We start from the raw sequence: 24,977 nt of genomic DNA on the forward strand, positions 1-24,977 counted from the left end.
GATGCAGAGTTTTGTCCTATTGATCTGGCTGACGCTTTGCGCGGCACAGGATGCCCGTGAGCAGCACATCTCCAATGGGCTGACGCTGGGGGGCGCGGCGTTGGCGCTGGGCTATTTGTTGTGGACCGGCAACACGTGGCTGGGGGCTGAGGCACAGCAGGGTGGCTGGGCATTTTTGCTGGCGCTCGCCTTCACCTTGCCCGGCTATGCGATGAGGCGCATGGTAGCAGGGGATGTGAAATTAATGACAGCGTTAGCGCTCGCGACAGACGGTTATCACCTGCTGGGCGCGTTTATCGGCGCCGGCGTGGCCAGTATTGTCTGGTTGCTACTGGCGCCAAAAGTCTGGCCTCATATTCATCAAGGGCTTAGAGCGCATGTTCAATATATGGAGCCTGATGTGTCAAAAAATCCGCCATTTGCCCCGTTCGTGTGGGTGGGCACGCTGCTGAGCCTGGCTTGGATCCACTAGTCGCCCAGCGCCACTGGTTCTATGTACATAGTCAAAAACTACGTCTACTTTCAAATGTTAGTTGTACAGCCCATGACGGTCGGTACAGGAAGGGTCAGCTTTGACTTGGGCATGGAGTAGCGAGTGAATAAAATCAGGTCTGCGGTGAAGGTTCTTGTGGTTGACGATCAGCCGCTGATTGTCGAAGAACTGTGTGAGTTTCTTGAAAGCAGCGGTTACCGCTGTGTTCCTTGTGAATCGAGCAAGCAGGCTGTCGAGCGTTTCAGCGAAGACCTGGACATTGGGTTGGTGCTGTGCGATCTGCACATGCCAGGTCTGGACGGCATCCAGTTGGTTCAGGAGCTGCAGCGGCTGTCCGGCAAGCACCGGGCGTTCGAGGCCATCATGCTCACTGGCCGCGCCGACAAGCAGGATGTGATCAAGGCCCTGCGCGCGGGGATTGCCGATTACTACCAAAAGCCGATTGACCTGGATGAGTTGCTTGAGGGGGTGCAGCGTCAGGAAATTGCCCTGCAGGAGCGGCAAAAAAATGTGGACTTGGGGCATTTGAATCAGAAGTTGCAGTGCCTGTCCGACTCTATCGATGATCTTTATCAGGACCTCGACAAGGTTCGGCGCAGCCCCGTGGTCTCTTCCAGAGACCTTGCCGGTGACGGGCTCAGTGACGCTGATCGGGTGCAGATTCCGACGATTTTCAATCAGTTGTCCCCCAGGCAACTGGATGTGGCCCGCCTGGTGGGCAAGGGCTTGACCAATTATCAGATTGCTTGTGAGTTGGGCATTACCGAAAACACGGTGAAGCTTTATGTGTCGCAGGTGTTGCGGTTGACGCACATGCACAACCGCACGCAGTTAGCGTTGGCCTTGTCACCGAGCAATGCGGCTATTGGCCAGAAAGTGACCGCTCACTAGGCTTTTCTTGAGGCTTGGCCGCGAAAACGGCCTCATCCCTAACGGCCGTCTATTTATTAGCGCCGATTTTCCCTGCGGCATCCGGGTCATAGAGGTCTGGGATTTCGTATCGGTACTTTTTCAGCCAACGCTGCAACGCTTGTTCGCGCTCGGCGGCGGTGGCGGTTTGCGGGGTGGAGGAGGCGGCCAAGTTGTGGCTTTGCAGTTGCAGCCAATCTTCGGTTTCCTGTTGCTGGGGCGACGAAGGGCCAGCATCGATGGCCTGGGCGGCCAACGGCAGACTCAACACGCTCAGGCAGCACGCGCCTTTGAAAGTGATCATCGTAGCCTCCTTGACACTCATTTCAGGGGTGAGGGTTGCGGCTCGGTGACGACAGCCACTTGAGCGCTGGCAACCGGTTTACGGGTATTGCCGGCTTTGAGTTTTTCGGCACGGGCCTGAGCGTCGGTGAATTGCTCCGGGGTCAGGTGCGAGTGGCTGACGATTTCGGCAGCCTGCTGCCAATTGTTCTGATAGAGCAGCAACGTCACCAGGTTCAACGTCGCCAGTTGATCACTTTGCTTGAGTTCAATCGCGGTCAGAAATTCGAAGCGAGCGTCTTCAAGCCTCAGTTGGTTGAGGTACACGACCCCTAAGTCATTGCGGATTTTTCCGTCAGTCGGTGCCAGCCGTGCGGCACGTTGCAGGTGCGCCTGGGCCTGGCCAAAGTCGCCACGGGCGGCGAACAGTTGGCCCAGGCCCTGCTCGGCGTCGGCCGACAGGCAACTGCCGAGCAAGCTGCGGTACAACGGCTCAGCTTCACTGCGCCCCAGCAGGCGATAGACCTTGGCTTTGCGCAGGCGCACCTCGCTGAGGTCGTCGGGTAGGCTTTGCAGGTTGGCCAGGCTGGCGTGCAGTTTGCCGTCATTGGCCAGGTCATCGGCCAGGTTGATGGCCAATTCCTGATCGGAACTTAATTTGCTGCAACTGCCAGGCGACAGCAGGGTCGTCCAGGGTGCTTGCCCATCCGTGGCGCAACCACCGAGCATTATCAGGCTGACGGCGACAATCAGTGCTTTCATCAAACTCTCTCCATGACACAACGTCAGGGCGCGAACGCCCGAGTAATCGCAGTAAAACCAGGGCCTGCCAGCACAATCAATAAGGCTGGAAACAGAAACAGCATCATCACCACGGACATCTTGGCCGACATTTTTGAAATGTATTCCTGAAGGCACGTCAGGCGTCGGTCGTCGAGCAACTGCTTGAGTGCCAGCAAGGATTTCATCGCCCCGCCGCCTTGCTGAATCAGTTGCTGGAGGATCACGCAGGTATCGCTGAACTCATCCACCGCCAGTATCACCGAGGCTTTGTTCAACTCCTGGCCGAGCTCCAGGCCAGAGTCGACCCGCGCCAGAATCAGGCGCAACTCACTGGTCAGCTCCGGTAACAGTTTCTGCCCCTCGGTGCCGAGCACTCGCAACGCCTGCTCCACGGCCATGCCGGACTCGAAGAGAATGCGCAGCAGCGGGATGAAGGTCGAGACTTCCACCGCGATGATTTTCTGTCGCCGCCCCGAGGCATACGCCAACAGTCGCTTGGGCAACAGATAACCGGCGCCCGAGGCGAGCATGGGCACCAGCCAGCCGTGGGGCGCATGAGGGAAAAACACCTCTTGCAGAAACAGCCCCAACCCCAAGGCTAGCAACGGGGTGCTGACTTGGCAGGCGGCGTATAACGAGCGTTCGCGGGCGCGGCGCCAGCCCAGTCGGCTGAGCAGGGTTTGGGTTTCGCTGTCAATGCTGACCGAGCGTTGCCCGAACTTACTGCTCCCCAGGATCCGTAACCAATTGCCGAATCGATTTTCGCGTACCAGGTGACCTTGCAGGCGCAGGGTCACCTGGCGTACCCGACGTCGCGCTTGCAACCAGTCGCCGACCACCAGCAGCAAGGCTCCCAGAAACAGCAAGAGGCTGGCCAGAAGGACCATTTCACACGCTCCGCAACATGCGCCACAGCGCCAGACAGCCGAAGACCTGCAAGCACACAGCAGCGATGAGCATGGTCTGGCCTGCGGAGTCGTGCCACATGCCAAGCATGTAACCAGGGTTAGTCAGCATGAAGTAAGTGACCAAAATCAGCGGCAGTGACCCCAGCACCCAGGCGGTCATTCGTGTTTCCCCGGTCAAGGCGCGCAGTTGCCGCGCACCTTGGTCGCGTTCGCGGATCAGTTTGATCAGGTTCTCCAGCAACTCGCTGGCGTTGCCGCCATAGCGATGATTGACCTTCAGGCCCAGGGCAAACATGCGCAGCTCGTCCTGTTCATAGAGTTCGGCAAAATCGTTCACCGCCTCCGGCAAGTTGACCCCCAGTTGCACATTACGCTGGACCCGGCCCATCGCTCTTTTCAGCGGATCATCGCTGGCGTCGATGCTGCCCATGACCGCGTCGGTCAGCGTGCGTCCGGACTTCAGGCTGCGCACCGTGTGATCGAGTAACGCCGGTAATTGCTCGATCATGCGCACGAGCCGTCGCTGATAGCGCCAGGCGATATACAGGCGCAGCACCAGCGGCGGCGCGAGTAACAAGGCCAGCAGGCCGAGCCAGTCCGCCAGCATAAAACCGCTGATCATGCCCAGGCCCCACAGGCTCAGCCACAGCCAGAGGCGATCGGTTGGACGCCCCAGCCCTGCGCGTAAAAACATCCGTTCAAGGCCGGTCCATGAGGCCTTTTCAATCGCTTGCAGCGGTTGGCCTTCGGCCAGTCGATTGAGCACCCGTTCATTGCCGGTTTTGCGTAGCCCCTGCAAAAAAAGCCGGATCGACAGTCCCAACAGCATCAGGCATACCAGGATCAGAATGATCGGGCCTAGCATGATGAGCGCCTCATGGTTCAGTCCAATCCCAGGCTGAGTTCTCGGCGCAACTTGTCGCCTGCCGGGTTGACCGCCTCGCGCATAAAGCCAAAGCCAGTACGTCGGTCGAGTCGAAACAGTGTGTTGGTGACATAGATGTCCTCGCGCACGCCGACCACCTCCACCACCTCGCTGACGCAGCGTCTGCCGTCGGGCAGGCGAGTCAATTGAATGATCACGTCCAGCGCGGCACAGACCATTTGTCGCAAGGTGCGTTCGGCCACGGTGCGCCCCGTCAGGCCGACCAGGGTTTCGAGGCGCAGCAGGGCGTCCTGGGCGTTGTTGGCGTGTACCGTACTCATCGAACCATCGTGGCCTGTGTTCATGGCCGTGAGTACGTCGAGCACTTCGACGCCGCGAATCTCGCCAAGGATGATCCGGTCCGGGCGCATCCGCAGAGCGTTGCGAATCAAGTCGCTGGCTTTGACTTCGCCGTGGCCTTCGGCGTTGGGCGGGCGGGTCTCCAGGCGCACGACGTGCGGGTGGCCCAGTTGCAGTTCGGCGACGTCTTCGATGGTCACCAGCCGCTCGTTGGGGTTGATCAATTGGCTGAGAATATTCAGCAGCGTGGTTTTACCGGTACCGGTGCCACCGCTGATAAGGATGTTGCAGCGCTTGCCAACGGCCTCCTGGAGGAATTCGAAAATCGCCAGGTCGATGGTTTGCATCGCCATCAGGTCACTGCTTTTGAGCATGTCCTTGCGAAACTTTCGAATTGACAGGCAAGGGCCATCAAGGGCAATCGGCGGAATAATCGCATTGACCCGGCTGCCGTCGGGCAGGCGCGCATCGACCATCGGCGAGGATTCGTCCAGCCGTCGCCCCAACGGCGCCAGGATGCGCTGCATCACGCGCTCGACATGGTGGGCGTCGATGAAGCGCAAATCACTTTGATGCAGCACGCCGTCGCGCTCGACAAACACGCGGTGCGGGCCGTTGACCAGGATTTCAGTCACGGATGGATCACGCAGCAGCACTTCCAGTGGTCCGAAACCGGTGAGTTCGTCGACGATCTCTTCGGCCAGACGCTCCATTTCATAGCGGGAAATCGCCAGGTGCAGGCGCGCGATGTACTCGGCGACCTTGTCGGTGACGAACTGCGCAAGTTGTTGGCGTGAACCCTCCAGCAGGTTTTTGCCGGACTCTTCGATGGCATCAATGATGTAGCGGTGCAGCACCAGTTTCAGGCCTTCATGGTCGGTGTTACCGATAGGGCCGCGCTGAGTGGCGCCGAAGAGTTTTTCGCTGCTCATGGCGTGCCCCGCAACCGCTCGAACCAGCCGGCCTTGGGTTTGACCAGGCCTTCGGAGCGTTTGGCCAATCGTGCGCCGAGGGTGCGCAGGCTTTGCGTGAGTTTTTCCCGGGGGGCCAGTTCGAACAACGTCAGGCCCTGGTTTTTCGCGTTAAGGCGCACTTCGGGGCAGTAGGCCAACACGGCAATCACTTCCAGGTTAAAGGTCTTGCCAAGGGTTTCCGAGTCCGGTGCGACGTTGTTCAAGTAGCGGTCCACCAGTAAGCGTCCGTGATCGAGTTTCATGCCCTTTTCTCGCCACCGGTTGAGCACCGCGAGGTTGCGCCGGCAGTCGAGGACGTTTTGGTCGCTGTACCACAGCAGTTTGTCGCAGTGGCTGACAAAGGTCCGCAGCGCTTCGCTGTCCGGCTGGCCGGTGAGGTTTACGACGATGTGCTGGAAGTGTTGGCGCAGGGCACTGAGCAGCATGTACAGCTCGGCGGCGCTGGTGCTTTCCAGCGGCTCGTCATCGCGCGCATACGCCAGGATCCGCAGGCCCGCTTCGGCAATGGTGAAGGCGCTGTCAATCAGCGTGGCGTCGAGGCGGCGCAAGTGCCGCAAGGCATCACCGAAGTGAAACGAACTCTCGAGCCCCAGCAGCGCGAGGCTGTCGCCATGGGGCAAGCCGAGGTCCAGGAGCAAGGTTTGTTGTCCGCTTTTTTGCACCACCAGCGCCATGTGGTTGGCCAGCAGTGCCCCGTCGGCATTGCTCTGAACGCCGTACAGCACCGTCAGGCCGCCCATTTGTGTACTCGACGCGACGGGCGGCAGACGTTTGCTCAAGCGTCGCACCAGCCCGGCCACTTCACTGGCCCGCGAACCATAGGCGACAAAGTCTCGTGCCCCGGCGCGCATGGCATTGAGTACGAGTTGGTGGTCCATGCCATCGCCAAGGGCGACGATCGCCAGCATTGGTTTGGCTTCCAGTGCGCCTTCGATCAGCGCGCTTTGGGCCACTACGTGTTCGCGGTCGAGCCCGACGAACACCAGGCTGGCGAAAGTCACGTCCACCAGCGCGAGCAATTCGTCAAGGCTGCCGCCACCGGCGCTGACCACTTGGCCAAGGGGAGCGAGGGCACCTTGCAGCCATTCCAGGTCGGTGCTGTTGCGAGTGATCGCGAGAAAGGTCTGGCTTAGGCTCTGGCTCATTGCGAGAGCCCGCTGCGTTTGTCGAAGTTGCCGTTTTCGAGGAAGAACATGCGATAGAAATTGGGGTCGTAGTTGCGCAGTTTTTCCCCTGGCAGCGAGGGCAGTTGTGCGTCGGCTGCCAGTGGCTGTACCAGATGAGGGGTGACGATCATCAGCAGTTCACGCTCTTCGCGGTTGATTTGGGAGCTGCGAAAAAAAGCGCCGAGGACCGGTATGTCACCCAGGCCTGGAAACTTGTTCACCTGTGAACTGTTGGTGGTGCTGATCAGGCCGCTGATGACGAAGCTTTCGCCGTCAGCGAGCGAGATGCTGGTATCGGTGCGGCGTATGGTCAGGGCCGGCACGGTGGTGCCGGCAATGACCACGGCGTTGCTGAAGTCCAGTTCACTGACCTCCGGCGCGACTTTCAAGGCGATACGGTTGCGACCGATGATGGTGGGGGTCAGGGTCAGGCGGATACCGAATTCCTTGTACTCGATGGACACACTGTTACTGCCGGAGCTGGGCACCGGGATCGGGATTTCGCCACCGGCCAGGAAACTCGCGCTTTGCCCGCTCAGCGCCACCAGGCTAGGGCGCGCCAGGGTGTAGGCAAAACCACTGCCCTCCAGCGCGTTGATAATTGCCATGGTCTTGCCGCCGATCCACGAGAAGTTGAACAGGGTATTGTCCACCGGCAGTTTGGGGGTCGTTACCCCGCCGACGCTGGGCAGCGTGCCGGGGGAGCCGAACAGGAAATTGCCGCGGGCACCGATCAACGACGCCGTGGCCTCCTTGAGTTTGGTTCGGCTGACTTCGACGAAGCGGATGTCGGTCTGCACCTGTGACGGCAGCATCGGGTCATCGGACGGCAGCACGCTGGCACTGGTCAGGGCGGTGGTCGCCTTGCCCTGAACAAACACCATGCTTTGGCGCGGTTCGCTGGCGCAGGCGGTCCAGACCATCAGGCTGGTGGCACCGGGGGCCATGCCGGTCAGTAAAAAGGAGGTGCTGGCGTTGGCATGTACGTCGGCGATTTTCGGATCGCCGATGGCCAGCCGTGTGATGGGCACTGGCGATTGCACGTCCTGCTGCAACCCTTCGCCGATTTCGATCACCGGCGGCAAACGGCCCAGCGCTGCGCAATTACCGGTGACTGCGAACGCGGCGTCTACGGGCAGTCCCATCAGCATCAAGGCCCAGAAAACGGGTTTGAACATCGGCGTGGAACGACTCTGCATGCACATCCATCCTTGCTCAGTCATGGGGTTTGCTGGGTGACTTGATTGCCACGTATCACTTCGACCGCTGACCGCGCGGAGCCTGTGTAGCCGCCGCTGGGCGCGGCTTTCTGGGCACCGCCGAGGGCCAGTTGGGTGAACTGGAACAATTGACTGTTGGCCGCCTCGAGTTTGCCCGGCGACGCGCTTTCGCCTGACCAGTATTTGGCCAGGCGCTGCTCTTCGCTGCTGCGCACGGCGAGGCGCAAAGTGCCTACTTGGGTGGCCAGCATCAAACGGCTCAACAGTTGTTCGGGAACGGCCAGTACCACGGTGCGCGCAGCTATCCGGCGCTGGTCCTGTTTAAGTTTGTCGTCAGCGCTCAAGGCCGGCGTGGCGGGTTGACCGTCGTTGGTCAGGCCGAGTTGGTCGCCCACTCCCAACACGCGCAGGGCAGGGACGACGATTTGCGCTGACTGTTGCAGGTTGCTGATGTCCTGGCGCAGGAATAACAGCACATCGACGTAGTCGCCGGGGCTCAGTTGCCCGGCGGCACCGATCACTTCGTCCACGGCCACGGCAAGGGCTCGTTCATCGCGGTGAATCATGCGGGCCAGCGTGCCGCCGGCCTCGAAGCTTTCTTCGTTGAGCCAAGTGCCTGCACTCAGGCGCCGCCAAGGGCTGCGGCCAATGGCTTGGTCCAAGCTGTTCAGGCTGCCGACGGGAACGCTGCGCAGGTGCTCAAGGCTGAGGTCGGCGGCGGTTAGCGCCGTGAAAGGCGCCACGTTATGGGTGAGTACAACGACTGGTTGACGGGTCTCGTCTTGCGCGACGGCGACCGTTTTTTCGACGCTGACCACGGCGCTCGGTGCAACAGCCGGTGGTGCCACAGGTGCGGGTTGGCGGCTCAGTACCAAGCCCCAATAACCGACAAAAATCGCGCCCAGCAAAAGTACCGCTGCAAGGCCCATCGTGATGCGACTGTTCATGAAGGCCTCCCTTTCCCGCTGCTCCGCAATCCGTAATTCCTAACGAGACTTTTCGTCATCAGGCAGCTTTGAACATGCAACTATTTCGCTATTTCCACGCTAGTCGATCTAGAACAAAACGCCATTACTGATCAGGAAATAACTGATTAATTTCGGTGGTTTGGCCAATTAATCAGCGTTTTCTGCCGTCTACCGAGGGGGCTAGTCCTTTGTGATTAATCCGTTCTTACAGTTGTTGACCCGGGGTTTGTTGACAATGCTCTGGTAGCGCAGAGGACGACTGTCGCAGTAGCGTTGTATCGGCGCCACAGGCGCAAAGGAGTGGACCTATGATTCTCGAATATCTGTGGCTTAGAGCCCGACTGTTTTTCAACCGCACCGAAGGAGCGTCGGCGATTGAGTACGCCATTGTGGTGGCGATGGTGGCAGTGGTAGTTGTGGTGTTTGTGACACCTATTGGCACCAAGGTTTTGAATATTTTCAACTCTGTGCTGGTTGCGCTCGGCGGCACGGCCGTTGCCAAACCCACGCCATAATCGGGCCCGTTTCTTGGCAATACATGCCCGAACGTGCCGTTTCTGATGGGTGGCCCAGGAAAACGCGCTCGGGCTGGGGTTGATCGCTGGATTAATGTTGCCTGGGTGCCCATGGGCACGAAGGAGAACTTCCATGCTCTTTGAATACCTGATGCTGCGCGCGCGTTTTTTCCTGAACAACACCGAAGCGGCGTCGGCCATCGAGTACGCCATTGTGGTGGCGATGATCGCGGTGGTGGTCGTGGTATTCATCACGCCCGTCGGCGCCAAGCTGTTGGCGATTTTCAATAATCTGTTGGTCGCACTGGGCGGAACCGCACAGACGGCGCCGGTGCAAACGCCCTGATTGGGGTGAACATCGCATTCAATCAATGACGCACTACACTTGGTTTTTCCTTCAGCCCTCAGGTGTCGCCCATGAACTCTTCCTCGCCGCCACGCCAACAACTGCTGCTTGTTGACGATGAAGAGGACGCGTTGCTGGAACTGGCTGAGCTGCTGGAGGGCGAGGGCTTCAGTTGCTTTACCGCCACGTCGGTCAAACTCGCTTTGCACCATTTGACGCGCAATCCCGATATCGCTTTGGTCATCACTGATCTGCGCATGCCGGAGGAAAGCGGTATGTCGTTGATCAAGCGGTTGCGCGAGCACACCTCGCGCGAGCATCTACCGGTGATTGTCACGTCGGGGCATGCGGACATGGAGGATGTGAGCGATATGCTGCGTTTGCAGGTGCTTGATCTGTTTCGCAAGCCGATCTATCACGTGCGGTTGCTGGAGACGCTGGACAATCTGTTTCCGCAACCCAAGGTCAATCTGGGTTAGCCCTTACGGCAATACACTGTTGGCCAGCGTCCCAAAAATCACCCCAATGCTTAGCCCACAGCGTCCGGTCTTCGCTTGGACCTGATGATGGCGGCCTGACCGCAGACCTGTTTTTGCGGGGTATCTCACTTCGCACAATACCGCCGCCCCTACCTACAGCTGATAACTGAAGCTAATGCTGTAGCGCGGTCTTCTGTTTAGCGTGTCCAGCGCTTCATCGGACATCGGCTTGGCGGCTTCCAGGGCAATGTTGTAGTACTTGGCATCGCCAAACCTCAAGCCGACAGCCGCCGAGGACAGGTTGTTGCCCTGGACGGGCAGTTGGTTGAACCAGGTCTTGGCGCGGTCCAGCACGGCATACGGTTGCAACACGCGCAGCCAGTTGCCGTCGCGATGGAAGCTGTAGTTCACCTCGTAAGCCACGCCCCAACCCTTGTCTGCGGACGCTTGGTCGTCGGGGTAGCCGCGACCGAAGTTCTGCCCGCCGAACACCGCGCGTTCACTGGTGGGCAGCGTGTCGTCGCTCCAATACAGCGCAGCCGAGAGTACGCCTTGCCAGTTGTCGAAGAATTTGTCGCTTTGCACCCCTGATAGCCGCAGGCGGAAGAAGTCCAGGTCGTAGGCGCTGTTGTTGCTGTTGGCCCCCATGCCATTGATGCCCTGATACACGCCCGCGCTGATGATCCTCAGTTGTTGGGCATCGGTCTTACGCCAGTCGCTTTCGAACGCGAGGGCGCGGATGTCGGTGCGTTCTTCGAGGCTTAAGGGGAGGCCGATCACGTTGTAGCGGGTTGTGTCGTTGACGGCATAAAGCCGCGCACCGGCGCTGAGTAACTCGTTGGGGGAGGCGATCAGGGGGTGGCTGAAACCGATGGAATAGCGATCGTCCGCTTGGTGTGGCTTTAGATCCAGGCCGTTGTCCAGTCGCAGGTAAGTGCTGGGGTCTGCACGGTAGCGCGAGGCCGACAGGCTCAGTTGCGTGCCCTCGGCGTTGAGGAACTGGTTGTAGTCCAGGCGAGAGTAATGCTCGGCGTTTTGTCCGGGGGGGAATAGCCCGCTGAGTGTTAGTTGTTCGCCCATGGAAGTCTGCGAGTTACTGCTCACCCCGATCAAGGCCTGAGTGCCGGTGCGATTGTCTTCGGTGGTGCTCAGGGTGCTGGTGAACGGTTTGCGGCTGGCCTGGACGATCAGATAGGCCGCGCCGTCGGTGGTGCCAGGGGGGGGCACTTGCGCCTGCAAGGTAACGCCGGGGATGCGGCTCATCAGCGTGGTGTAGCGCTCGAAGGTCTTGCGGGTCAGTGGCCGTTCGGCCTGAAGCTTGGCCACCAGTTTGTCCAGCAGGCCTTTGACTGGGCCGATATCGCCCTGCAACTGATAGTCCTTAATGTAGCCCTCCACCAGCACCACGCGGACCATGCCCTTGTCGAAACTCTGCTGGGGCAGGAAGGCGTAGGACAGCAGGTAACCGTCCTGTTGATAGCGACGGGTGATGCTGCGTGTCGCTTCGATCACTGCGGCGAGGTTGGTTTCATGCCCCAGCAGCGGTTGAAAGAGCGCCGCCAGTTCGTTGAGCGGGTAAATCGTTCCGCCCTCTATCTGCACGTTCGTGAGGCGGACCTTGGTGCCCATCATTAACGGTTGGGTCTGGGTGGCACCGGGTTCGGGCACCTGCAATGGCGTCGTGGTTGGACGGTAGGCGTCGGCAGGCAGATTGGGCACGGGCAGGTTGCGAATGGTCTGGTTGCTATTGAGAAAGCTGGGAAGGGTGTCGGCGAAGGCGATAGAACTGACAGTGATTAGCAGCAAGCAAGCTATAACGCGCATAGGACACTCCATGGTCAGATCGCAACAACCGGTGGGTCAGGTTCCTGGACCTGCATACAGCGCCACGGGTGTCGAACTCCTAAAGAAAAAGCGGAAGACTCATCTGAGTTTTCCGCTCTCAACCAAGCGTAGGCGCTGTAGGTGAGGCCGTCGAATAGGCCGGGTGCAATTCAGTTATTTTCGGCTACTCAAGCCACCGGCGAGACCGCCCAGCAAACCCCCGGTTGTGCCGGTGCCGCCGCTGACCAGTCCACCAACTGCGCCGAGGGTAGTGCCTGTCGAGGCGACGGTGTTGCCGATTGCGGCAGTCACAGGGTTGGCGTTACTGGCTGCGATGGCGGTTCCGAGGCTGCCCACGGCGCCGCCGACCTGGTTGGTCAGAGTGCTGACGGGAGCGCCGAGGCCGGAAGCGGCTCCCACATTTTGAGTCAGGCCGGAGATGCCGCTGACAACCGGGGTCAGACCTGCGCCCACGCCGCTGCCGAGGCTGGCCAAAGAGGCAGTGACTCCGGTATTGGACGTCCCGGAGCCACCGAGCGCGGTGTTGAGTGAGGACACGGTATTGCCCGCTGCGGCGAGGGTGGCACCGCCGGCGCTGAGCAAGCCGCTGTGACTGCCAGCGTTCAAACCATTGCCGACGTTGACCACTGCGCCACCGACTGTTTGCAGCAGTCCGGTGCCACCCAGACCGGTGCCGACACCGCGGCTCCCGGCGCCGGAGGACACCATGAGTCCGCCGGCGGTGCCCAGGGTAATGCCCGAATTAGTCATTGCGCCGCCGAGGGTATCGCTGAGCGCGTTGCCGTTGCCGGCCGCCGTCACTTTGCTGCCCAGCCCGCCGAGTGCATTGTCGACGCCATGGAGTACGCCATCGACGGGGTTGCCGATGCCCGAGGCGCTGCCGACCTTACCGCTTAGCCCTTCGGCCAGGGTCACCACTGGCACCAGCACTTGATTACCCATGCCATCGGTGAGTGAACCCACGGGGCCACTGCTGGTGGCGGTGGTCAAGGTGTCACCGAGCATGGTGACTTTGTCACCGACGCCACCGAGCACTGGGGCCACTTGGGTGACCATGCCGCCGACGACGGCAAGACGGCGGGTAGCGGTCGCCAGCCTGCTACTGATGCCGGTCACTCCGGTGCCAGCGTCGGAGACGACATTGCCGACGGTGGCCGTCGTCGTGCTCAAGGCATCAGGGTTGGAACCCAGTGTTCCGAGACCATCGGTGAGGCCGGCGCCGGTGGTATCGACTACGTTGGCGGTGGTCCTGAGGGCACTTTGCACGACTCCTCCGACAACGGGCATGGTGGTCAGCGAGGTGCCGACATCGCCGACACCGGTGCCGACGCTACTGAGCAGCGATCCCATGTCGGACGCCAGACTGCTGGTGGTCAGTGCTCGGTTGACGGTGCCTCCGGCGCCCGTACCACCAGTGCCAGCAGTCACGCCGCCGCTCACGCCGCCAGTGCCGGTAACGCCTGTGTCAGTGCTGCCGTTGCCGGTAGCCGCCGTGGTTGCGCCGCCGGTAGCGCCTGAGCTACCCGAGCCCGTTGCGGCGGTGCCCGAAGTTGTGCCGGTGGAGGCGCCATCGCTGCTGCGATGACCGCCACCGCCGCTGCTGCACCCGGCCAGGCCGAGAGAAAGGATCAACGCCAATGCGATTGTTGATTTGCACCACACTTGAGTTTTCATGAGTGAGATTCCTTGCACCTGTTACAACGTTCTTCTTCTTAGGCGGCCCGCCGGTTTCCTCGCCGGTAATGCCGTCATCCGTTGCTGACATCACAGGCGCAAGCGCGCTATTTCACCATTCTCAAGTTGGTATTAATCACTTTATAGAGGGGTAGCCGATTGCCACCCAAGGACTAATACCTTGGGCGTAACTAAGCGATTTTCTCGGGGGCGATTTCGTTGTAAATCAATGGGTGGTGTTTTTAACGGGCGGCGTGAAGGCGGGGCAAAAACTTAAGTGATATACACACAATTAATCATGTTCACGGCGGTGAATCGTTGGCTGTTTCGTCAGGCATGGCGCGTTATCGCGTGTACGCAAGCTCGCGAGGACGGTCTCAATACACTCGCCACAGACCTGCAGAAAAAAACCTCAGGCAATCGGGCGCCAATGCCCGAGCATGTGCTCCAGGTCGCCAACGCCCACCAACCGCAAGTCACCGCTGGAGGCCGCCGCGCTGGACAGCAGCGTCACTTCGCTGGGCAGCCGTACCGGTTTGCGAAACTGCACCGCAATCTCGATATTCGCTGTCGGTAGGTAATCGGCAAGCGCCGCCAGTGTCCGGGCCTTGTTCCATAAACCATGGGCGATGGCGCAGGGGAAACCGAAGAGTTTGGCGCTGATGGCACTCAGGTGAATCAGGTTGTAGTCGCCTGACACGCTGGCGTACTGGCGACCTGCGTTTGCCGGGGCGCTCCAGCGAGCCACTGGGTTCAAGGGCAGCGTCGATTGCAAAACCTCCTCGGCGGGCTCGCCGTCGAGGTTGACGCCACGGCATAGCATCTGGCTTTGCGCTTCCCACAACGTGCCCAATTGATCGTCGAGGGTTGTCACCAGATCGAACGTCGCCCCTTTGGCATGGGGTTGCAGATTTTGCACTTGCACGCTCACTCGCACACGGCTCAAACCGCCCATGGGCCGCAATACGCGAATGCGATTACTCAGGTGAATCAGCCCCAGTAAAGGGAATGGAAACGCCTTGGCGGTCAGTAACTGCATTTGCAAGGCAAACGCCAGTACGTGTGGGTACGTCGGTGGCAGCAGACCGTTATCGACAAAACCGCAGACGTCGCGATAGGCCGCCAGCCGCGTTGGATCGATATTCACCCAGCAGCGCAAACCTGAATCGGGCAGTGCGGTGCCAGTGATTTTGCGGCGTATCGCGGCGTGTAGATAAAGCGCCGGCAGGCTCGGTTCACGGTTGAGTGTGTGCCAATCAGTGATCATCGCTACGCCCCCAGAACACTTTGCCCGCAGACCCGCAACGCTTGCCCGGTGAAGGCGCCGGTGCCGGGTTGCGCCAGCCAGGCCACGGCCTCGGCGACGTCTTGCGGCAAACCGCCTTGGCCCAGCGAACTCATACGGCGCCCGGCTTCACGCAGGCCGAAGGGGATGTGCGCGGTCATTTGAGTTTCGATGAACCCTGGCGCAACGGCGTTGATGCTGATACCGCGCTCATGCAGTGACGGCGCCCAGGCCTGCGCCAGGCCGATCAGCCCGGCCTTACTCGCGGCATAGTTGGTTTGCCCGCGATTGCCGGCGATGCCGCTGATGGACGCCAGCAAAATCACCCGCGCGTTGTCGTGCAGCGTACCGGCGTCGAGCAAGGCCTTGGTCAGCACTTGCGGGGCATTTAGATTGACCGCCAGCACCGCGTCCCAGAATTCCGGGGTCATGTTGGCGAGGGTCTTGTCTCGGGTGATGCCGGCATTATGGACCACGATGTCGAGGCCCTCCGGCAAGTGTTCGATCAACTGTGCGGCGGCGTCTTGCGCGCAGATATCGAGCGTGATGCTGCGCCCGCCCAGGCGCGCGGCGAGGGCATCGAGGTCTGTCTTGGCAGGTGGCACGTCGAGCAGGATGACCTCGGCGCCATCACGGGCCAGGGTTTCGGCAATGGCGGCGCCGATGCCTCGGGCCGCGCCGGTCACCAATGCTTTGCGTCCGGACAGCGGGCGGGTCCAGTCCTGGACCTGCGTGTCGCAGGCGCTCAAGCGAATCACCTGCCCGGACACGAACGCGCTTTTAGGCGAAAGGAAAAACCTCAGTGGCCCTTCCAGTTGCTCTTCGGCACCTACGCCGACATAGACCAACTGCAAGGTGCCGCCGCTGCGCAGCTCTTTGGCCAGTGAGCGGCTGAAACCCTCAAGTGCGCGCTGGGCGCTGGCGGCGAACGGGTCGCTCAAGGACTCTGGTGCTCGGCCCAGAATCACCAGGTGCGCGCAGTGATCGAGGTTTTTCATCAGCGGCTGGAAGAACTCGCGCAGCTGTTTGAGCTGCTCGGTATGTACCAGCGCACTGGCGTCGAACACCACGGCCTTGAGCTTGGGGCTGTGGCCGGGAATCCAGGCGGTGGCCAGCGAGGGCTCGGTGCCGTAACCGTAAATCACATCGGTCAGGCGATTGGCGAACCGGCTCACCTGCTCGATGAGCGGCCCGCCCCCCATCAGCAGCGCACCCTCGACAGGCCGCAGGCGTCCTGCTTGCCAGCGTTCCAGCCGTACCGGCGACGGCAGACCAAGGGCCCCGACCAAGCGGTGGCCGATGGACGAATTGGCGAAGTCGATATAACGGTCAGACATGGAACGCTCTCCGGTAGCTGGGGTTCAAAGTGTGGACCATGAATGGCGATCAGTCGTTCGATTCACCAGATAAGGCCTACGCTAGAACAGTGCCGATGGGTTTTAGCCTGGGTTTAGCGGAGCACTTTCAGGGACATGCAGAGCCTGTGGCAACGAGCCCGCTCGCGTCCACCAGGGGCCGGGTTCACATTTTTATTTTTTAAAAGGAGCTTTTCATGACTCAACTGCGCCGCGTCGCGATTATCGGCGGTAACCGTATTCCTTTCGCCCGGTCCAACGGGCCATACGCCACTGCCAGTAACCAGTCCATGCTCACCGCAGCGCTTGAAGGCTTGATCGAACGCTTCAACCTGCATGGTTTACGCATCGGCGAGGTGGTGGCCGGCGCGGTGCTCAAGCATTCCCGGGACTTCAACCTGACTCGCGAATGCGTCCTCGGCTCGCGGTTATCGCCGACCACCCCGGCGTATGACATTCAGCAAGCGTGCGGCACCGGCCTGGAGGCCGCGCTGCTGGTGGCGAACAAAATTGCCCTGGGTCAGATCGAGTGCGGCATTGCCGGCGGTGTCGACACCACCTCGGACGCGCCGATCGGCATCAATGAAGGCCTGCGCAAAATCCTGCTGGAGGCGAACCGCGCCAAGACCACCACGGACAAACTGAAAACCTTCCTGCAACTGCGCCCAGGGCACCTGATCCCTGAATTTCCGCGCAACGGCGAGCCGCGCACGGGCCTGTCGATGGGCGAGCATTGCGAGTTGATGGCTCAGACCTGGAGCATTCCTCGCGCCGAGCAGGATCAACTGGCTCTCGACAGTCATCAGAAAATGGCCGCTTCCTACACCGAAGGCTGGCACAACGACTTGATCACGCCGTTTCTCGGTTTGAACCGCGACAACAACCTGCGCCCGGACCTGACCCTGGAAAAACTCGCCTCACTCAAGCCTGCGTTCGAGAAAAGTGCCAAGGGCACACTGACTGCGGGCAACTCCACACCGCTCACCGACGGCGCGTCGCTGGTGTTATTGGGCAGTGAAGAATGGGCGAAAGCGCGCGGGTTGCCGATTCTCGCTTACTGGCGTGATGGCGAAGCGGCGGCGGTGGATTTCGTCAATGGCGCCGAAGGGCTGCTGATGGCACCGGTCTATGCCGTGCCGCGTTTGCTGGCCCGTAACGGCCTGACCTTGCAGGACTTCGACTATTACGAAATCCACGAAGCCTTCGCGGCGCAGGTGCTCTGCACGTTGAAGGCCTGGGAAGATCCGCACTATTGCCAAACTCACCTGGGCCTGGATGCGCCGCTGGGGTCCATTGACCGCAGCCGACTCAACGTCAAAGGCAGCTCTCTGGCGGCCGGGCACCCGTTCGCCGCTACCGGTGGGCGCATCGTCGCCAACCTGGCGAAGCTACTCGACGCTGCCGGAAAGGGCCGAGGCTTGATTTCTATCTGCGCTGCCGGCGGCCAGGGTGTGACGGCGATTATCGAACGCTGAAACCGGCGGCGACCCTGAGGGCGAGCAGGCTAGCGCCCTCTGGAAATGCCATTGTCAGAATTGATGAGTTGGCCTAACGTCGGCGCTATCTGCCGTGCTGCGACATAAGGCTCATCAATGACGTCCAACGGACAAATCTCACTCGAACGCTCCATACCGGCACTGACGTCATTGCCGCGTCCGCTGTTCGCCCGTGCGGAAAGTCTCAATGCCGGGTCGTGGACCCCGCCCCATCGGCACGACTGGGTGCAGTTTTCCTACGCCATCAGTGGCGTTCTTGGCGTGCATACCACGGAGGGCAGTTTTTTTGCGCCGCCACAGTGGGGCATCTGGATTCCAGCGGATTTGGAACACCAGGTCGTGACTTCGATGCGTGCCGAGATGCGCAGCCTGTATGTCCGGCGTCAGGATTGCCTGTGGGCGGACGGGCGTTGCCGGGTACTGGAAGTGACCCCGTTGGCCCGTGAGCTGATCAAGCGCTTTTGCCTGTTGCCGGTCGAGTACCCCGAAGGTGACAGCCAGGAGACGCGCCTGGTGAATGTATTGCTGGATCAGTTGGCGAGTTTGCCGCAGGTCGAATTTTCTCTGCCGTTACCCCGCCACCCACGGTTGCTGGGGTTATGTAACGAGCTGATTGCCAGTCCCGAGCGCAACGTCACGTTGCAGGAGTGGGCTCAGCGGCTGGGCATGTCGGAGAAAACCCTGATGCGCTTGTTTCAGCGTGAGACCGGGTTGAGCTTTCGAGGGTGGCGTCAGCGCATGCGGTTGCTGTCGTCGTTGAGTTTGCTGGAGGAGGGTGACAGCGTGACCAATGCGGCGCTGTCCTGCGGGTATGACTCGACGTCAGCGTTTATTGCGGCGTTCAAGGGGTTGTTCGGGTTTACGCCGGGGGAGTTGTTCCGGCAGTGATCGCCGCTTCCACCCCTTTCTGTCCGGACAGTTTTAAAAGGGCGGCCAACGGACTGAACACGCGGTGTCAGCTTCTGTCGCAATTACGTTCACATCCCGTCGAGAACAAGTGGCCCCGTGTCGGCTATCATCTGCGTCGGCCGATGGTCATCGGCAGGGTTTGCGCGATTAATCGGCACATTGTGTGCATCCGCAACGTTCATAGGTCGGTAACCCCTCCCCGACGTGCGAGGATTGCCGTATAACGAATGACTTTCGCGTGTTTGGTAATAAAGGACCCTCAATAAAAGCTGATGAAGACTCCAAAACGCATTGAACCCCTGATCGAGGACGGTCTGGTCGACGAGGTGCTGCGCCCACTCATGAGTGGTAAAGAAGCAGCTGTTTATGTAGTGCGCTGCGGTAACGAGTTACGTTGCGCGAAGGTCTACAAGGAGGCTAATAAACGCAGTTTCCGTCAGGCGGCCGAATATCAGGAAGGCCGCAAGGTGCGCAACAGCCGGCAGGCTCGAGCGATGGCCAAGGGCTCCAAGTTCGGCAAGAAAGAAACCGAGGATGCCTGGCAGAACGCCGAAGTGGCGGCTTTGTTTCGTCTGGCCGGTGCGGGTGTGCGAGTTCCCAAGCCGTATGACTTCCTTGAAGGCGTACTGCTCATGGAACTGGTGGCCGATGAGTACGGCGATGCCGCGCCGCGTCTGAACGACGTGGTGCTGGAGCCGGACCAGGCCCGTGAATATCACGCGTTCCTGATCTCGCAGATCGTGCTGATGTTGTGTACCGGCCTGGTACACGGTGACCTGTCGGAGTTCAACGTGCTGTTGACCCCGACCGGCCCGGTGATCATCGACCTGCCTCAGGCGGTGGATGCGGCGGGTAACAACCACGCGTTCAACATGCTGGAGCGGGACGTGGGCAACATGGCGTCCTACTTCGGGCGTTTTGCGCCGGAGTTGAAGGGCACCAAGTACGCCAAGGAAATGTGGGCGCTTTACGAAGCCGGCACCCTGCACCCGGCCAGCGCATTGACCGGTGAGTTCGACGAACCGGAAGAACTGGCCGATGTGGGCGGCATCATGCGCGAGATCGAGGCGGCACGCCTGGATGAAGAGCGCAAGCAAGCGGTGCGCGCGGCTGATGATGCGCCACCCAACAAAACCGAAGAGCCGCCTCCCCCGTGGATGCAGTGATCGGTTAACGAAAAACCCGGCTTCGGCCGGGTTTTTTGTCGCTGTCTGGCTCCAATCCTGCACTTTCGCGAGCAGGCGGGTTGCGACATGATGCGGCACTCCAAATACACACACTCAAGGATTGATTGTGAACGCCTCTCGCAATGCGCAACTGATCATCACCGCCCGTCTGATTTCAGATTTCGGTGCCTTCCTCAACATGGTTGCGCTGGCGACGTATGTCTATGTGCTCAGCGACAGCGCAATCAGCGTCGCGATCTTCCTTGCCAGCCGTGTGGCCGGGGGGATCTTCGCCAGCCTGATCAGTACGGCGTTCTATCGTCGCTGGGCCGGGCGCCTGCCGCTGATAGCTTTTGACCTGCTGCGGGCTGGGGTTCTCGGTCTGCTGTTGATTCTGCCGGTGGCCCAACAAGCGTTGCTGCTCCCGGTGATTGCGTTCGGTCTGGGCTTTGGCAATTCGATGTTTGCCATCGGACTCAACAGCCAGTTGCCGAACCTGATCGACCGTGAACACTTACTCAAGACCAATGCCTGGATCACGTCGGCGGCGTCGGCGGCGATGGTCGGCGGCAGTCTGGTGTCGGGACTGGTGGTGGCGGGGTTTGGTTTTGAAACGGTATTTGCGCTGAACGTGGTCACGTACCTGCTGGCGGCGCTGTTCATTGTGCCGTTGCGGTTTTCCACGCCGGTGCCGAGTGCCGAGAGCACCCGTGAGCGTGGCGAATGGTCGGCGCTGCTTCAGGGCTTGCGCTGCGCCCCAGTGCTGGCTGCGATGCTCGCGGTTGCCATGGCCGACACCTTGGGCAGTGCGGCCCATAACGTCGGATTTCCGATCATCTCGCGGTTGCTGACGCCGGATTCGGCGAGCACTACATTGGGGCTGATGCTGGCGGTCTGGGCCAGCGGCAAGCTGATCGGCGCACGGATTGCCAGTCGTCTCAAAGGCTCGGAAAACATTCATCTGGAACGACGATTTTTCTTCGGCGTATTGCTGATGTCTTGCGGTTTTATTCTGATGTTCCAGCAACAGACCCTTTACGGCTTGCTGCTGTTTTCATTGCCGGCCGGGCTGGGCGATGGTTTTTCCGAAGTCGGTCTGATGTCGCGGCTGCAACGCGAGCCGGACGATCTGCGCCTACCGATGTTCAGTTTCCTGACCCTGCTGCAAATGACCGGGTTTGGCGTCGGGATGCTGATTGCCGCACCGTTCTATGTGTGGTGGACGCCCGGCGCGGTGGTGCTGTTGTTCCACGGTATGCCGCTGACCACCTTGCTGGTGGCTAAGGTATTGGCTCTGCGGCGCGAGCAGGTTCGGCGCAGCAGCCCGACGCCAGCTCCTTGAGGATTGGGCAGTCCGGGCGGTGGTCGCCTTGGCAATGTTCCACCAGGTCTTGCAGGGTGTCGCGCAACTGCCCGAGTTCGCGAATTTTTTGATTCAGTTCATCAATGTGTTGGCGTGCGAGGGCTTTCACATCGGCGCTTGCCCGGTGGCGGTCCTGCCAGAGGGTCAGCAGTTTACCGACCTCTTCCAGCGAAAAGCCCAGATCCCGCGAGCGCTTGATGAAGGCCAGGGAATGCAGGTCGTCGGCGCTGTACACCCGGTAGCCACTGTCGGTGCGATGAGCCGCTTTGAGTAGCCCAATTGACTCGTAGTAGCGAATCATTTTCGCGCTCAGGCCACTGTGGCTGGCCGCTTGGCCGATGTTCATTGTTTGTCCTCCAGAGCCTTGGGTTTCCAGGTTTTCAACAGCAGTGCATTGCTCACCACACTGACGCTCGACAGGGCCATCGCCGCGCCTGCCAGTACCGGGTTGAGGAAGCCGAACGCCGCCAGTGGAATGCCGACCAGGTTGTAGACGAAGGCCCAGAACAGGTTCTGCCGGATCTTCGCGTAGGTCTTGCGGCTGATGTCCAGCGCTGCTGGCACCAGCCGCGGGTCGCCGCGCATCAGTGTAATCCCGGCCGCCTGCATGGCGACGTCAGTGCCACCGCCCATGGCGATGCCAATGTCAGCCGCGGCCAGCGCCGGAGCGTCGTTGATGCCGTCGCCCACCATCGCCACCACCCCGGTTTTTTTAAGCAGGGCGACGGTGGCCGCTTTGTCGGCCGGCAGAACTTCGGCGTGAACATCGGTGATACCTAACGCTTCGGCGACGACGTTGGCGCTGCCACGGTTGTCGCCGGTCAGCAGGTGGCTGCTGATGTGGCGTGCGTTGAGTTGCTGCACCGCTTGCAGGGCACCGGGTTTGAGCGTGTCACCGAACGCGAACAGGCCAAGCACGCGTGGATCGGGGCTTTGCTCGATCAGCCAGGACAGGGTCCGACCTTCGCTCTCCCAGGCTTTTGCCGAGTCGGCCAGTGAGTCGGCGCTTAAGCTGCTTTCTTCCAACAGACGGCGATTACCCAGCGCCAATTGACGATTGTCGAGTGTGCCGACGATGCCGCGTCCGGTCAGTGTCTGACTGGCGTTGACATCGGCCACGCTTAGCCCGCGCTCGCGGCACGCATCCAGTACGGCCTTGGCCAGCGGATGTTCGCTGCCCCGTTGCAGCGCGCCAGCTATTTGCAGCAGGGCGGTTTCGTCACCGTCAACCGCCGTCAAATGAGCAATGCGCGGTGTCCCCGATGTCAGTGTTCCGGTCTTGTCGAACACCACAGCGCTGACTTCATGGGCACGCTCGAGGGCTTCGGCATCCTTGATCAAAATCCCGTAACGTGCGGCGACCCCGGTGCCGGCCATGATCGCGGTCGGTGTGGCCAGGCCCAAGGCGCAAGGGCAGGCAATCACCAGTACGGCGACGGCATTGATCAACGCAGTTTCAATCGGCGCGCCATATAGCCACCAACCGATCAACGTCACCAGGGCGATCAGTAACACGGTCGGCACAAATACCTGGCTGACTTTATCCACCAACTTCTGAATAGGGGCCTTGGCCGCCTGCGCGTCTTCCACCAGACGGATGATTCGCGCCAGCACGGTTTCCGCTCCGAGCGCGAGGGTGCGTACTAACAGGCGGCCTTCGCCATTGATGGCGCCGCCGGTGACGTTGTCGCCGGGTCGCTTGGGCACCGGCAGGCTTTCGCCACTGATCAGTGCTTCGTCGGCGTGGCTCTGGCCGTCCACCACTTCACCGTCCACCGGGAACCGCTCCCCGGGTTTGACCATGACCAGGTCATTCAGGCGCAAGGCGCTGATGGCAACGTCTTGCTCGCGGCCGTCGATGATCTGGATCGCCCGCTCCGGACGCAAAGCTTCCAGGGCACGAATGGCACTGGCCGTCTGGCGCTTGGCACGGCTTTCCAGGTATTTGCCCAGCAGTACCAAGGCGATCACCACCGCGGAGGCTTCGAAATAGAGGTGCGGCATGCGCCCGGCGGCAGTGGCCCACTCGTACAGGCTCAGGCCGTAACCGGCGCTGGTGCCCAGCGCCACCAGCAAATCCATATTGCCGGCACCGGCGCGCACGGCTTTCCATGCGGCGACATAAAAGCGTGCGCCAAAGATGAACTGCACCGGCGTGGCCAACAAAAATTGTGCCCAGGCGGGGAGCATCCAGTGTCCACCGAACGGTTGCAGCACCATCGGCAGTACCAATGGCAACGCAAGGGCGATGGCGAGTACCAACGTCCAGCGCTCACGGCGTAGGCGTTGCTGTTGAATATCGGTGTGCGGCTGTTCGGCGGCCCAGACGCTGGCGGAATAACCAGCCTTGGTCACGGCGTCGATCAGGGGCTGTGGGTCGATGTGGCCGAGTAGTTCAAGGTGGGCGCGTTCGTTGGCCAGGTTGACGCTCACGCTGCTGACCCCAGGCACTTTGGCCAGCGCCCGTTCGACGCGACCCGCACAGGAGGCGCAGGTCATGCCGTCGATGCTCAGTTCCAGACGCTCCTGCGTCACGCCGTAACCGGCCTGCTTCACGGCGTCCATCAGGGCCGGCAAGCTGTCGCCGGGCGCTTGGACCCGCGCCTGTTCGGTCGCCAGATTGACGCTGACGGCAGTGGCGCCGAGAACTTTGCTCAAGGCACGCTCGACACGTCCGGCGCAACTGGCGCAGGTCATGCCGGTGATCGGCAAATTAAAAGTGCTGGACTCGGACATCGCTCACGCTCCCTGTAGAAAGTGCCTACAGGATCAACCTTGCCATGCGGGCAAGGTCAAGCGCCAATCTACTCTTCGCCGCGGGCTGAAGGTGGGCGCGGTGTCAATATTCAAGGTCCGCACGTTTGAGGTACATCCCTTCGGCCGTCATCGCAATCCGGAACTTCAATACATCCCCAGCCTTCAGCGTGATGATCTGCGACCCCGGCGCAAGCATTCCGGGGTTACAGCCGATTGCCTGGCCCGGCAGGAGTTTCAGGCGCAGCGACACATTGCCGGGCGGCAGGTTGAACGAGGTGCTCTGTTCCTGAAACAGGCGTGCGGATAACTGATCCTGGATGTACACGCCGATTTCGCAATTGGTGGCAACTTCCAGGCGCTCGCGGGAAATGATCAGCACGCCATAGTCTTCCCCGGTGGCATGGGCGCAGGGCATGGCGGCAACGAGGCTGAGTAAGCCAAACAGGCTGAGAGCTGACCAGCGCATGGCTGAATCTCCTGAGGTTGGGTCATTGATGTACGCAGCTTGGCCGAGCCCGGCGACGAATGCCAGCCCGGCCGTTTATTTCAGAACTTGACCTTGCCATGGTGGCAAGCTTGAGACTGCCCTCCACCTCACTCCAGGCGTTAGCTTATGCAAGTGTTCAACGTTCAAGGCATGTCTTGCGGTCACTGCGTCAAAACCATCACCCAGGCCCTGCAAGCCAAAGATCCCGCGGCCAGCGTGCGGGTTGATCTGGCGGCCGGGGTCGTTAGTGTCGACGGTGCATTGACGGCGCAGCAGGTAATCGACGCGATCAGCGAAGAAGGTTATGCGGTGAGCGCCGCCTGAGGCTTTTTAATAGTTAGCGGCCTATCGGAATGTTCAAGGCGTCCCCGC

25 protein-coding genes are annotated in these 24,977 nt (G+C 60.7%); 10 read left to right on the plus strand and 15 right to left on the minus strand.

Annotation, left to right across the window (positions count from 1 at the left end; translation table 11 throughout):
• The first annotated feature begins 1 nt into the window (after position 1).
• Both RHM68_RS02840 and RHM68_RS02845 read left to right on the plus strand, forming a co-directional pair.
• Positions 2-472: an A24 family peptidase gene (locus tag RHM68_RS02840; RefSeq protein ID WP_322220442.1), complete on the plus strand. Its 471-nt coding sequence runs from the start codon at positions 2-4 to the stop codon at positions 470-472.
• Positions 473-595: 123 nt separating this feature from the next.
• Positions 596-1,384 (plus strand): response regulator transcription factor, encoded by a 789-nt coding sequence (locus RHM68_RS02845; RefSeq protein ID WP_322220443.1) that lies wholly within the window; start codon positions 596-598, stop codon positions 1,382-1,384.
• A 49-nt stretch (positions 1,385-1,433) separates the two neighbouring features.
• Here RHM68_RS02845 and RHM68_RS02850 read toward each other — a convergent pair whose 3' ends face one another.
• The 8 genes from RHM68_RS02850 to cpaB are packed head-to-tail and all read right to left on the minus strand — an operon-like array spanning position 1,434 to position 8,907.
• Positions 1,434-1,706 (minus strand): DUF3613 domain-containing protein, encoded by a 273-nt coding sequence (locus RHM68_RS02850; RefSeq protein ID WP_322220444.1) that lies wholly within the window; start codon positions 1,704-1,706, stop codon positions 1,434-1,436.
• Positions 1,707-1,723: 17 nt separating this feature from the next.
• Complete coding sequence (locus tag RHM68_RS02855) at positions 1,724-2,446, minus strand: tetratricopeptide repeat protein (protein WP_322220445.1); 723 nt, start codon at positions 2,444-2,446, stop codon at positions 1,724-1,726.
• 23 nt (positions 2,447-2,469) lie between these two features.
• Positions 2,470-3,354 carry a type II secretion system F family protein gene (locus RHM68_RS02860; protein WP_322220446.1) on the minus strand — a complete coding sequence of 295 codons (885 nt, stop codon included), beginning with the start codon at positions 3,352-3,354 and terminating at the stop codon, positions 2,470-2,472.
• A gap of 1 nt (position 3,355) precedes the next feature.
• Positions 3,356-4,240: a type II secretion system F family protein gene (locus tag RHM68_RS02865; RefSeq protein WP_322220447.1), complete on the minus strand. Its 885-nt coding sequence runs from the start codon at positions 4,238-4,240 to the stop codon at positions 3,356-3,358.
• Between the two features lie 17 nt (positions 4,241-4,257).
• Positions 4,258-5,532, minus strand: coding sequence for a CpaF family protein (locus RHM68_RS02870; RefSeq protein ID WP_322220448.1), 1,275 nt, complete (start codon positions 5,530-5,532; stop codon positions 4,258-4,260).
• Positions 5,529-6,719 carry a pilus assembly protein gene (locus tag RHM68_RS02875; RefSeq protein WP_322220449.1) on the minus strand — a complete coding sequence of 397 codons (1,191 nt, stop codon included), beginning with the start codon at positions 6,717-6,719 and terminating at the stop codon, positions 5,529-5,531. The genes RHM68_RS02870 and RHM68_RS02875 overlap by 4 nt, the downstream gene beginning before the upstream one ends.
• Positions 6,716-7,939 carry a type II and III secretion system protein family protein gene (locus RHM68_RS02880; RefSeq protein WP_322220450.1) on the minus strand — a complete coding sequence of 408 codons (1,224 nt, stop codon included), beginning with the start codon at positions 7,937-7,939 and terminating at the stop codon, positions 6,716-6,718. Before RHM68_RS02880 ends, RHM68_RS02875 begins: the two co-directional genes overlap by 4 nt.
• A 20-nt stretch (positions 7,940-7,959) precedes the next feature.
• Positions 7,960-8,907: a Flp pilus assembly protein CpaB gene (cpaB, locus tag RHM68_RS02885; protein WP_322220451.1), complete on the minus strand. Its 948-nt coding sequence runs from the start codon at positions 8,905-8,907 to the stop codon at positions 7,960-7,962.
• Between the two features lie 329 nt (positions 8,908-9,236).
• On the opposite strand from cpaB, the gene RHM68_RS02890 reads away from it, so the two are divergent.
• The 3 genes from RHM68_RS02890 (at position 9,237) to RHM68_RS02900 (ending at position 10,268) form a co-directional block, all read left to right on the plus strand.
• Positions 9,237-9,443 carry a Flp family type IVb pilin gene (locus tag RHM68_RS02890; RefSeq protein WP_322220452.1) on the plus strand — a complete coding sequence of 69 codons (207 nt, stop codon included), beginning with the start codon at positions 9,237-9,239 and terminating at the stop codon, positions 9,441-9,443.
• A gap of 133 nt (positions 9,444-9,576) precedes the next feature.
• Positions 9,577-9,789, plus strand: a complete 213-nt coding sequence (locus tag RHM68_RS02895; protein ID WP_322220453.1) for a Flp family type IVb pilin — start codon at positions 9,577-9,579, stop codon at positions 9,787-9,789.
• A gap of 71 nt (positions 9,790-9,860) precedes the next feature.
• On the plus strand, positions 9,861-10,268 hold the full coding sequence (locus RHM68_RS02900; protein ID WP_322220454.1) for a response regulator: 408 nt from the start codon (positions 9,861-9,863) through the stop codon (positions 10,266-10,268).
• Positions 10,269-10,421: 153 nt separating this feature from the next.
• Here the strand turns inward: RHM68_RS02900 and RHM68_RS02905 are convergent, their stop codons facing one another.
• The 4 genes from RHM68_RS02905 to RHM68_RS02920 form a co-directional block, all read right to left on the minus strand.
• Positions 10,422-12,092, minus strand: a complete 1,671-nt coding sequence (locus RHM68_RS02905) for a ShlB/FhaC/HecB family hemolysin secretion/activation protein (RefSeq protein WP_322220455.1) — start codon at positions 12,090-12,092, stop codon at positions 10,422-10,424.
• Between the two features lie 174 nt (positions 12,093-12,266).
• The gene (locus RHM68_RS02910) at positions 12,267-13,787 is read right to left on the minus strand and encodes a collagen-like triple helix repeat-containing protein (protein ID WP_322220456.1); all 1,521 of its coding nucleotides are present in this window, start codon (positions 13,785-13,787) and stop codon (positions 12,267-12,269) included.
• 412 nt (positions 13,788-14,199) lie between these two features.
• Positions 14,200-15,054 carry a MaoC family dehydratase gene (locus RHM68_RS02915; protein ID WP_322220457.1) on the minus strand — a complete coding sequence of 285 codons (855 nt, stop codon included), beginning with the start codon at positions 15,052-15,054 and terminating at the stop codon, positions 14,200-14,202.
• Between the two features lie 2 nt (positions 15,055-15,056).
• Complete coding sequence (locus RHM68_RS02920; protein WP_322220458.1) at positions 15,057-16,409, minus strand: 3-oxoacyl-ACP reductase; 1,353 nt, start codon at positions 16,407-16,409, stop codon at positions 15,057-15,059.
• Positions 16,410-16,624: 215 nt separating this feature from the next.
• On the opposite strand from RHM68_RS02920, the gene RHM68_RS02925 reads away from it, so the two are divergent.
• The 4 genes from RHM68_RS02925 to RHM68_RS02940 all read left to right on the plus strand — a co-directional run bounded on the left by RHM68_RS02925 (position 16,625) and on the right by RHM68_RS02940 (position 21,340).
• Complete coding sequence (locus tag RHM68_RS02925; RefSeq protein WP_322220459.1) at positions 16,625-17,902, plus strand: acetyl-CoA C-acetyltransferase; 1,278 nt, start codon at positions 16,625-16,627, stop codon at positions 17,900-17,902.
• 117 nt (positions 17,903-18,019) lie between these two features.
• Positions 18,020-18,811, plus strand: coding sequence for a helix-turn-helix transcriptional regulator (locus RHM68_RS02930; RefSeq protein WP_322220460.1), 792 nt, complete (start codon positions 18,020-18,022; stop codon positions 18,809-18,811).
• 293 nt (positions 18,812-19,104) lie between these two features.
• Positions 19,105-19,998: a PA4780 family RIO1-like protein kinase gene (locus tag RHM68_RS02935; protein WP_322220461.1), complete on the plus strand. Its 894-nt coding sequence runs from the start codon at positions 19,105-19,107 to the stop codon at positions 19,996-19,998.
• Between the two features lie 127 nt (positions 19,999-20,125).
• A complete protein-coding gene (locus RHM68_RS02940) occupies positions 20,126-21,340 on the plus strand; it encodes an MFS transporter (protein WP_322220462.1) in 1,215 nt (404 codons plus the stop codon).
• On the opposite strand, the gene cueR is transcribed toward RHM68_RS02940, so the two are convergent.
• The 3 genes from cueR to RHM68_RS02955 all read right to left on the minus strand — a co-directional run bounded on the left by cueR (position 21,279) and on the right by RHM68_RS02955 (position 24,584).
• Positions 21,279-21,707, minus strand: coding sequence for a Cu(I)-responsive transcriptional regulator (cueR, locus tag RHM68_RS02945; protein WP_322220463.1), 429 nt, complete (start codon positions 21,705-21,707; stop codon positions 21,279-21,281). The two genes, RHM68_RS02940 and cueR, sit on opposite strands and share 62 nt — an antisense overlap.
• Positions 21,704-24,097: a heavy metal translocating P-type ATPase gene (locus RHM68_RS02950; protein WP_322220464.1), complete on the minus strand. Its 2,394-nt coding sequence runs from the start codon at positions 24,095-24,097 to the stop codon at positions 21,704-21,706. The genes cueR and RHM68_RS02950 overlap by 4 nt, the downstream gene beginning before the upstream one ends.
• A gap of 103 nt (positions 24,098-24,200) precedes the next feature.
• Positions 24,201-24,584, minus strand: coding sequence for a hypothetical protein (locus RHM68_RS02955; RefSeq protein WP_322220465.1), 384 nt, complete (start codon positions 24,582-24,584; stop codon positions 24,201-24,203).
• Positions 24,585-24,731: 147 nt separating this feature from the next.
• Between RHM68_RS02955 and RHM68_RS02960 the strand changes: the two genes are divergently transcribed.
• A complete protein-coding gene (locus RHM68_RS02960) occupies positions 24,732-24,929 on the plus strand; it encodes a heavy-metal-associated domain-containing protein (protein WP_322220466.1) in 198 nt (65 codons plus the stop codon).
• Positions 24,930-24,977 lie beyond the last annotated feature (48 nt).

The organism is Pseudomonas sp. DC1.2, from assembly GCF_034351645.1.
In the GTDB taxonomy this organism is placed as follows: Bacteria; Pseudomonadota; Gammaproteobacteria; order Pseudomonadales; family Pseudomonadaceae; genus Aquipseudomonas.

What these genes read in the sequence shown, in the direction of transcription:
- RHM68_RS02895 (WP_322220453.1), top strand. Translation starts at nt 9,577, where the DNA reads ATGCTCTTTGAATACCTGATGCTGCGCGCGCGTTTTTTCCTGAACAAC.
- RHM68_RS02930 (WP_322220460.1), top strand. Translation starts at nt 18,020, where the DNA reads ATGACGTCCAACGGACAAATCTCACTCGAACGCTCCATACCGGCACTG.
- RHM68_RS02915 (WP_322220457.1), bottom strand. Translation starts at nt 15,054, where the DNA reads ATGATCACTGATTGGCACACACTCAACCGTGAACCGAGCCTGCCGGCG.
- RHM68_RS02865 (WP_322220447.1), bottom strand. Translation starts at nt 4,240, where the DNA reads ATGCTAGGCCCGATCATTCTGATCCTGGTATGCCTGATGCTGTTGGGA.
- RHM68_RS02925 (WP_322220459.1), top strand. Translation starts at nt 16,625, where the DNA reads ATGACTCAACTGCGCCGCGTCGCGATTATCGGCGGTAACCGTATTCCT.
- RHM68_RS02875 (WP_322220449.1), bottom strand. Translation starts at nt 6,719, where the DNA reads ATGAGCCAGAGCCTAAGCCAGACCTTTCTCGCGATCACTCGCAACAGC.
- RHM68_RS02950 (WP_322220464.1), bottom strand. Translation starts at nt 24,097, where the DNA reads ATGTCCGAGTCCAGCACTTTTAATTTGCCGATCACCGGCATGACCTGC.
- RHM68_RS02870 (WP_322220448.1), bottom strand. Translation starts at nt 5,532, where the DNA reads ATGAGCAGCGAAAAACTCTTCGGCGCCACTCAGCGCGGCCCTATCGGT.
- RHM68_RS02860 (WP_322220446.1), bottom strand. Translation starts at nt 3,354, where the DNA reads ATGGTCCTTCTGGCCAGCCTCTTGCTGTTTCTGGGAGCCTTGCTGCTG.
- RHM68_RS02840 (WP_322220442.1), top strand. Translation starts at nt 2, where the DNA reads ATGCAGAGTTTTGTCCTATTGATCTGGCTGACGCTTTGCGCGGCACAG.
- RHM68_RS02900 (WP_322220454.1), top strand. Translation starts at nt 9,861, where the DNA reads ATGAACTCTTCCTCGCCGCCACGCCAACAACTGCTGCTTGTTGACGAT.
- RHM68_RS02850 (WP_322220444.1), bottom strand. Translation starts at nt 1,706, where the DNA reads ATGATCACTTTCAAAGGCGCGTGCTGCCTGAGCGTGTTGAGTCTGCCG.
- RHM68_RS02935 (WP_322220461.1), top strand. Translation starts at nt 19,105, where the DNA reads ATGAAGACTCCAAAACGCATTGAACCCCTGATCGAGGACGGTCTGGTC.
- RHM68_RS02910 (WP_322220456.1), bottom strand. Translation starts at nt 13,787, where the DNA reads ATGAAAACTCAAGTGTGGTGCAAATCAACAATCGCATTGGCGTTGATC.
- RHM68_RS02920 (WP_322220458.1), bottom strand. Translation starts at nt 16,409, where the DNA reads ATGTCTGACCGTTATATCGACTTCGCCAATTCGTCCATCGGCCACCGC.
- cueR (WP_322220463.1), bottom strand. Translation starts at nt 21,707, where the DNA reads ATGAACATCGGCCAAGCGGCCAGCCACAGTGGCCTGAGCGCGAAAATG.
- RHM68_RS02880 (WP_322220450.1), bottom strand. Translation starts at nt 7,939, where the DNA reads ATGCAGAGTCGTTCCACGCCGATGTTCAAACCCGTTTTCTGGGCCTTG.
- RHM68_RS02890 (WP_322220452.1), top strand. Translation starts at nt 9,237, where the DNA reads ATGATTCTCGAATATCTGTGGCTTAGAGCCCGACTGTTTTTCAACCGC.
- RHM68_RS02955 (WP_322220465.1), bottom strand. Translation starts at nt 24,584, where the DNA reads ATGCGCTGGTCAGCTCTCAGCCTGTTTGGCTTACTCAGCCTCGTTGCC.
- cpaB (WP_322220451.1), bottom strand. Translation starts at nt 8,907, where the DNA reads ATGAACAGTCGCATCACGATGGGCCTTGCAGCGGTACTTTTGCTGGGC.
- RHM68_RS02960 (WP_322220466.1), top strand. Translation starts at nt 24,732, where the DNA reads ATGCAAGTGTTCAACGTTCAAGGCATGTCTTGCGGTCACTGCGTCAAA.
- RHM68_RS02855 (WP_322220445.1), bottom strand. Translation starts at nt 2,446, where the DNA reads ATGAAAGCACTGATTGTCGCCGTCAGCCTGATAATGCTCGGTGGTTGC.
- RHM68_RS02905 (WP_322220455.1), bottom strand. Translation starts at nt 12,092, where the DNA reads ATGCGCGTTATAGCTTGCTTGCTGCTAATCACTGTCAGTTCTATCGCC.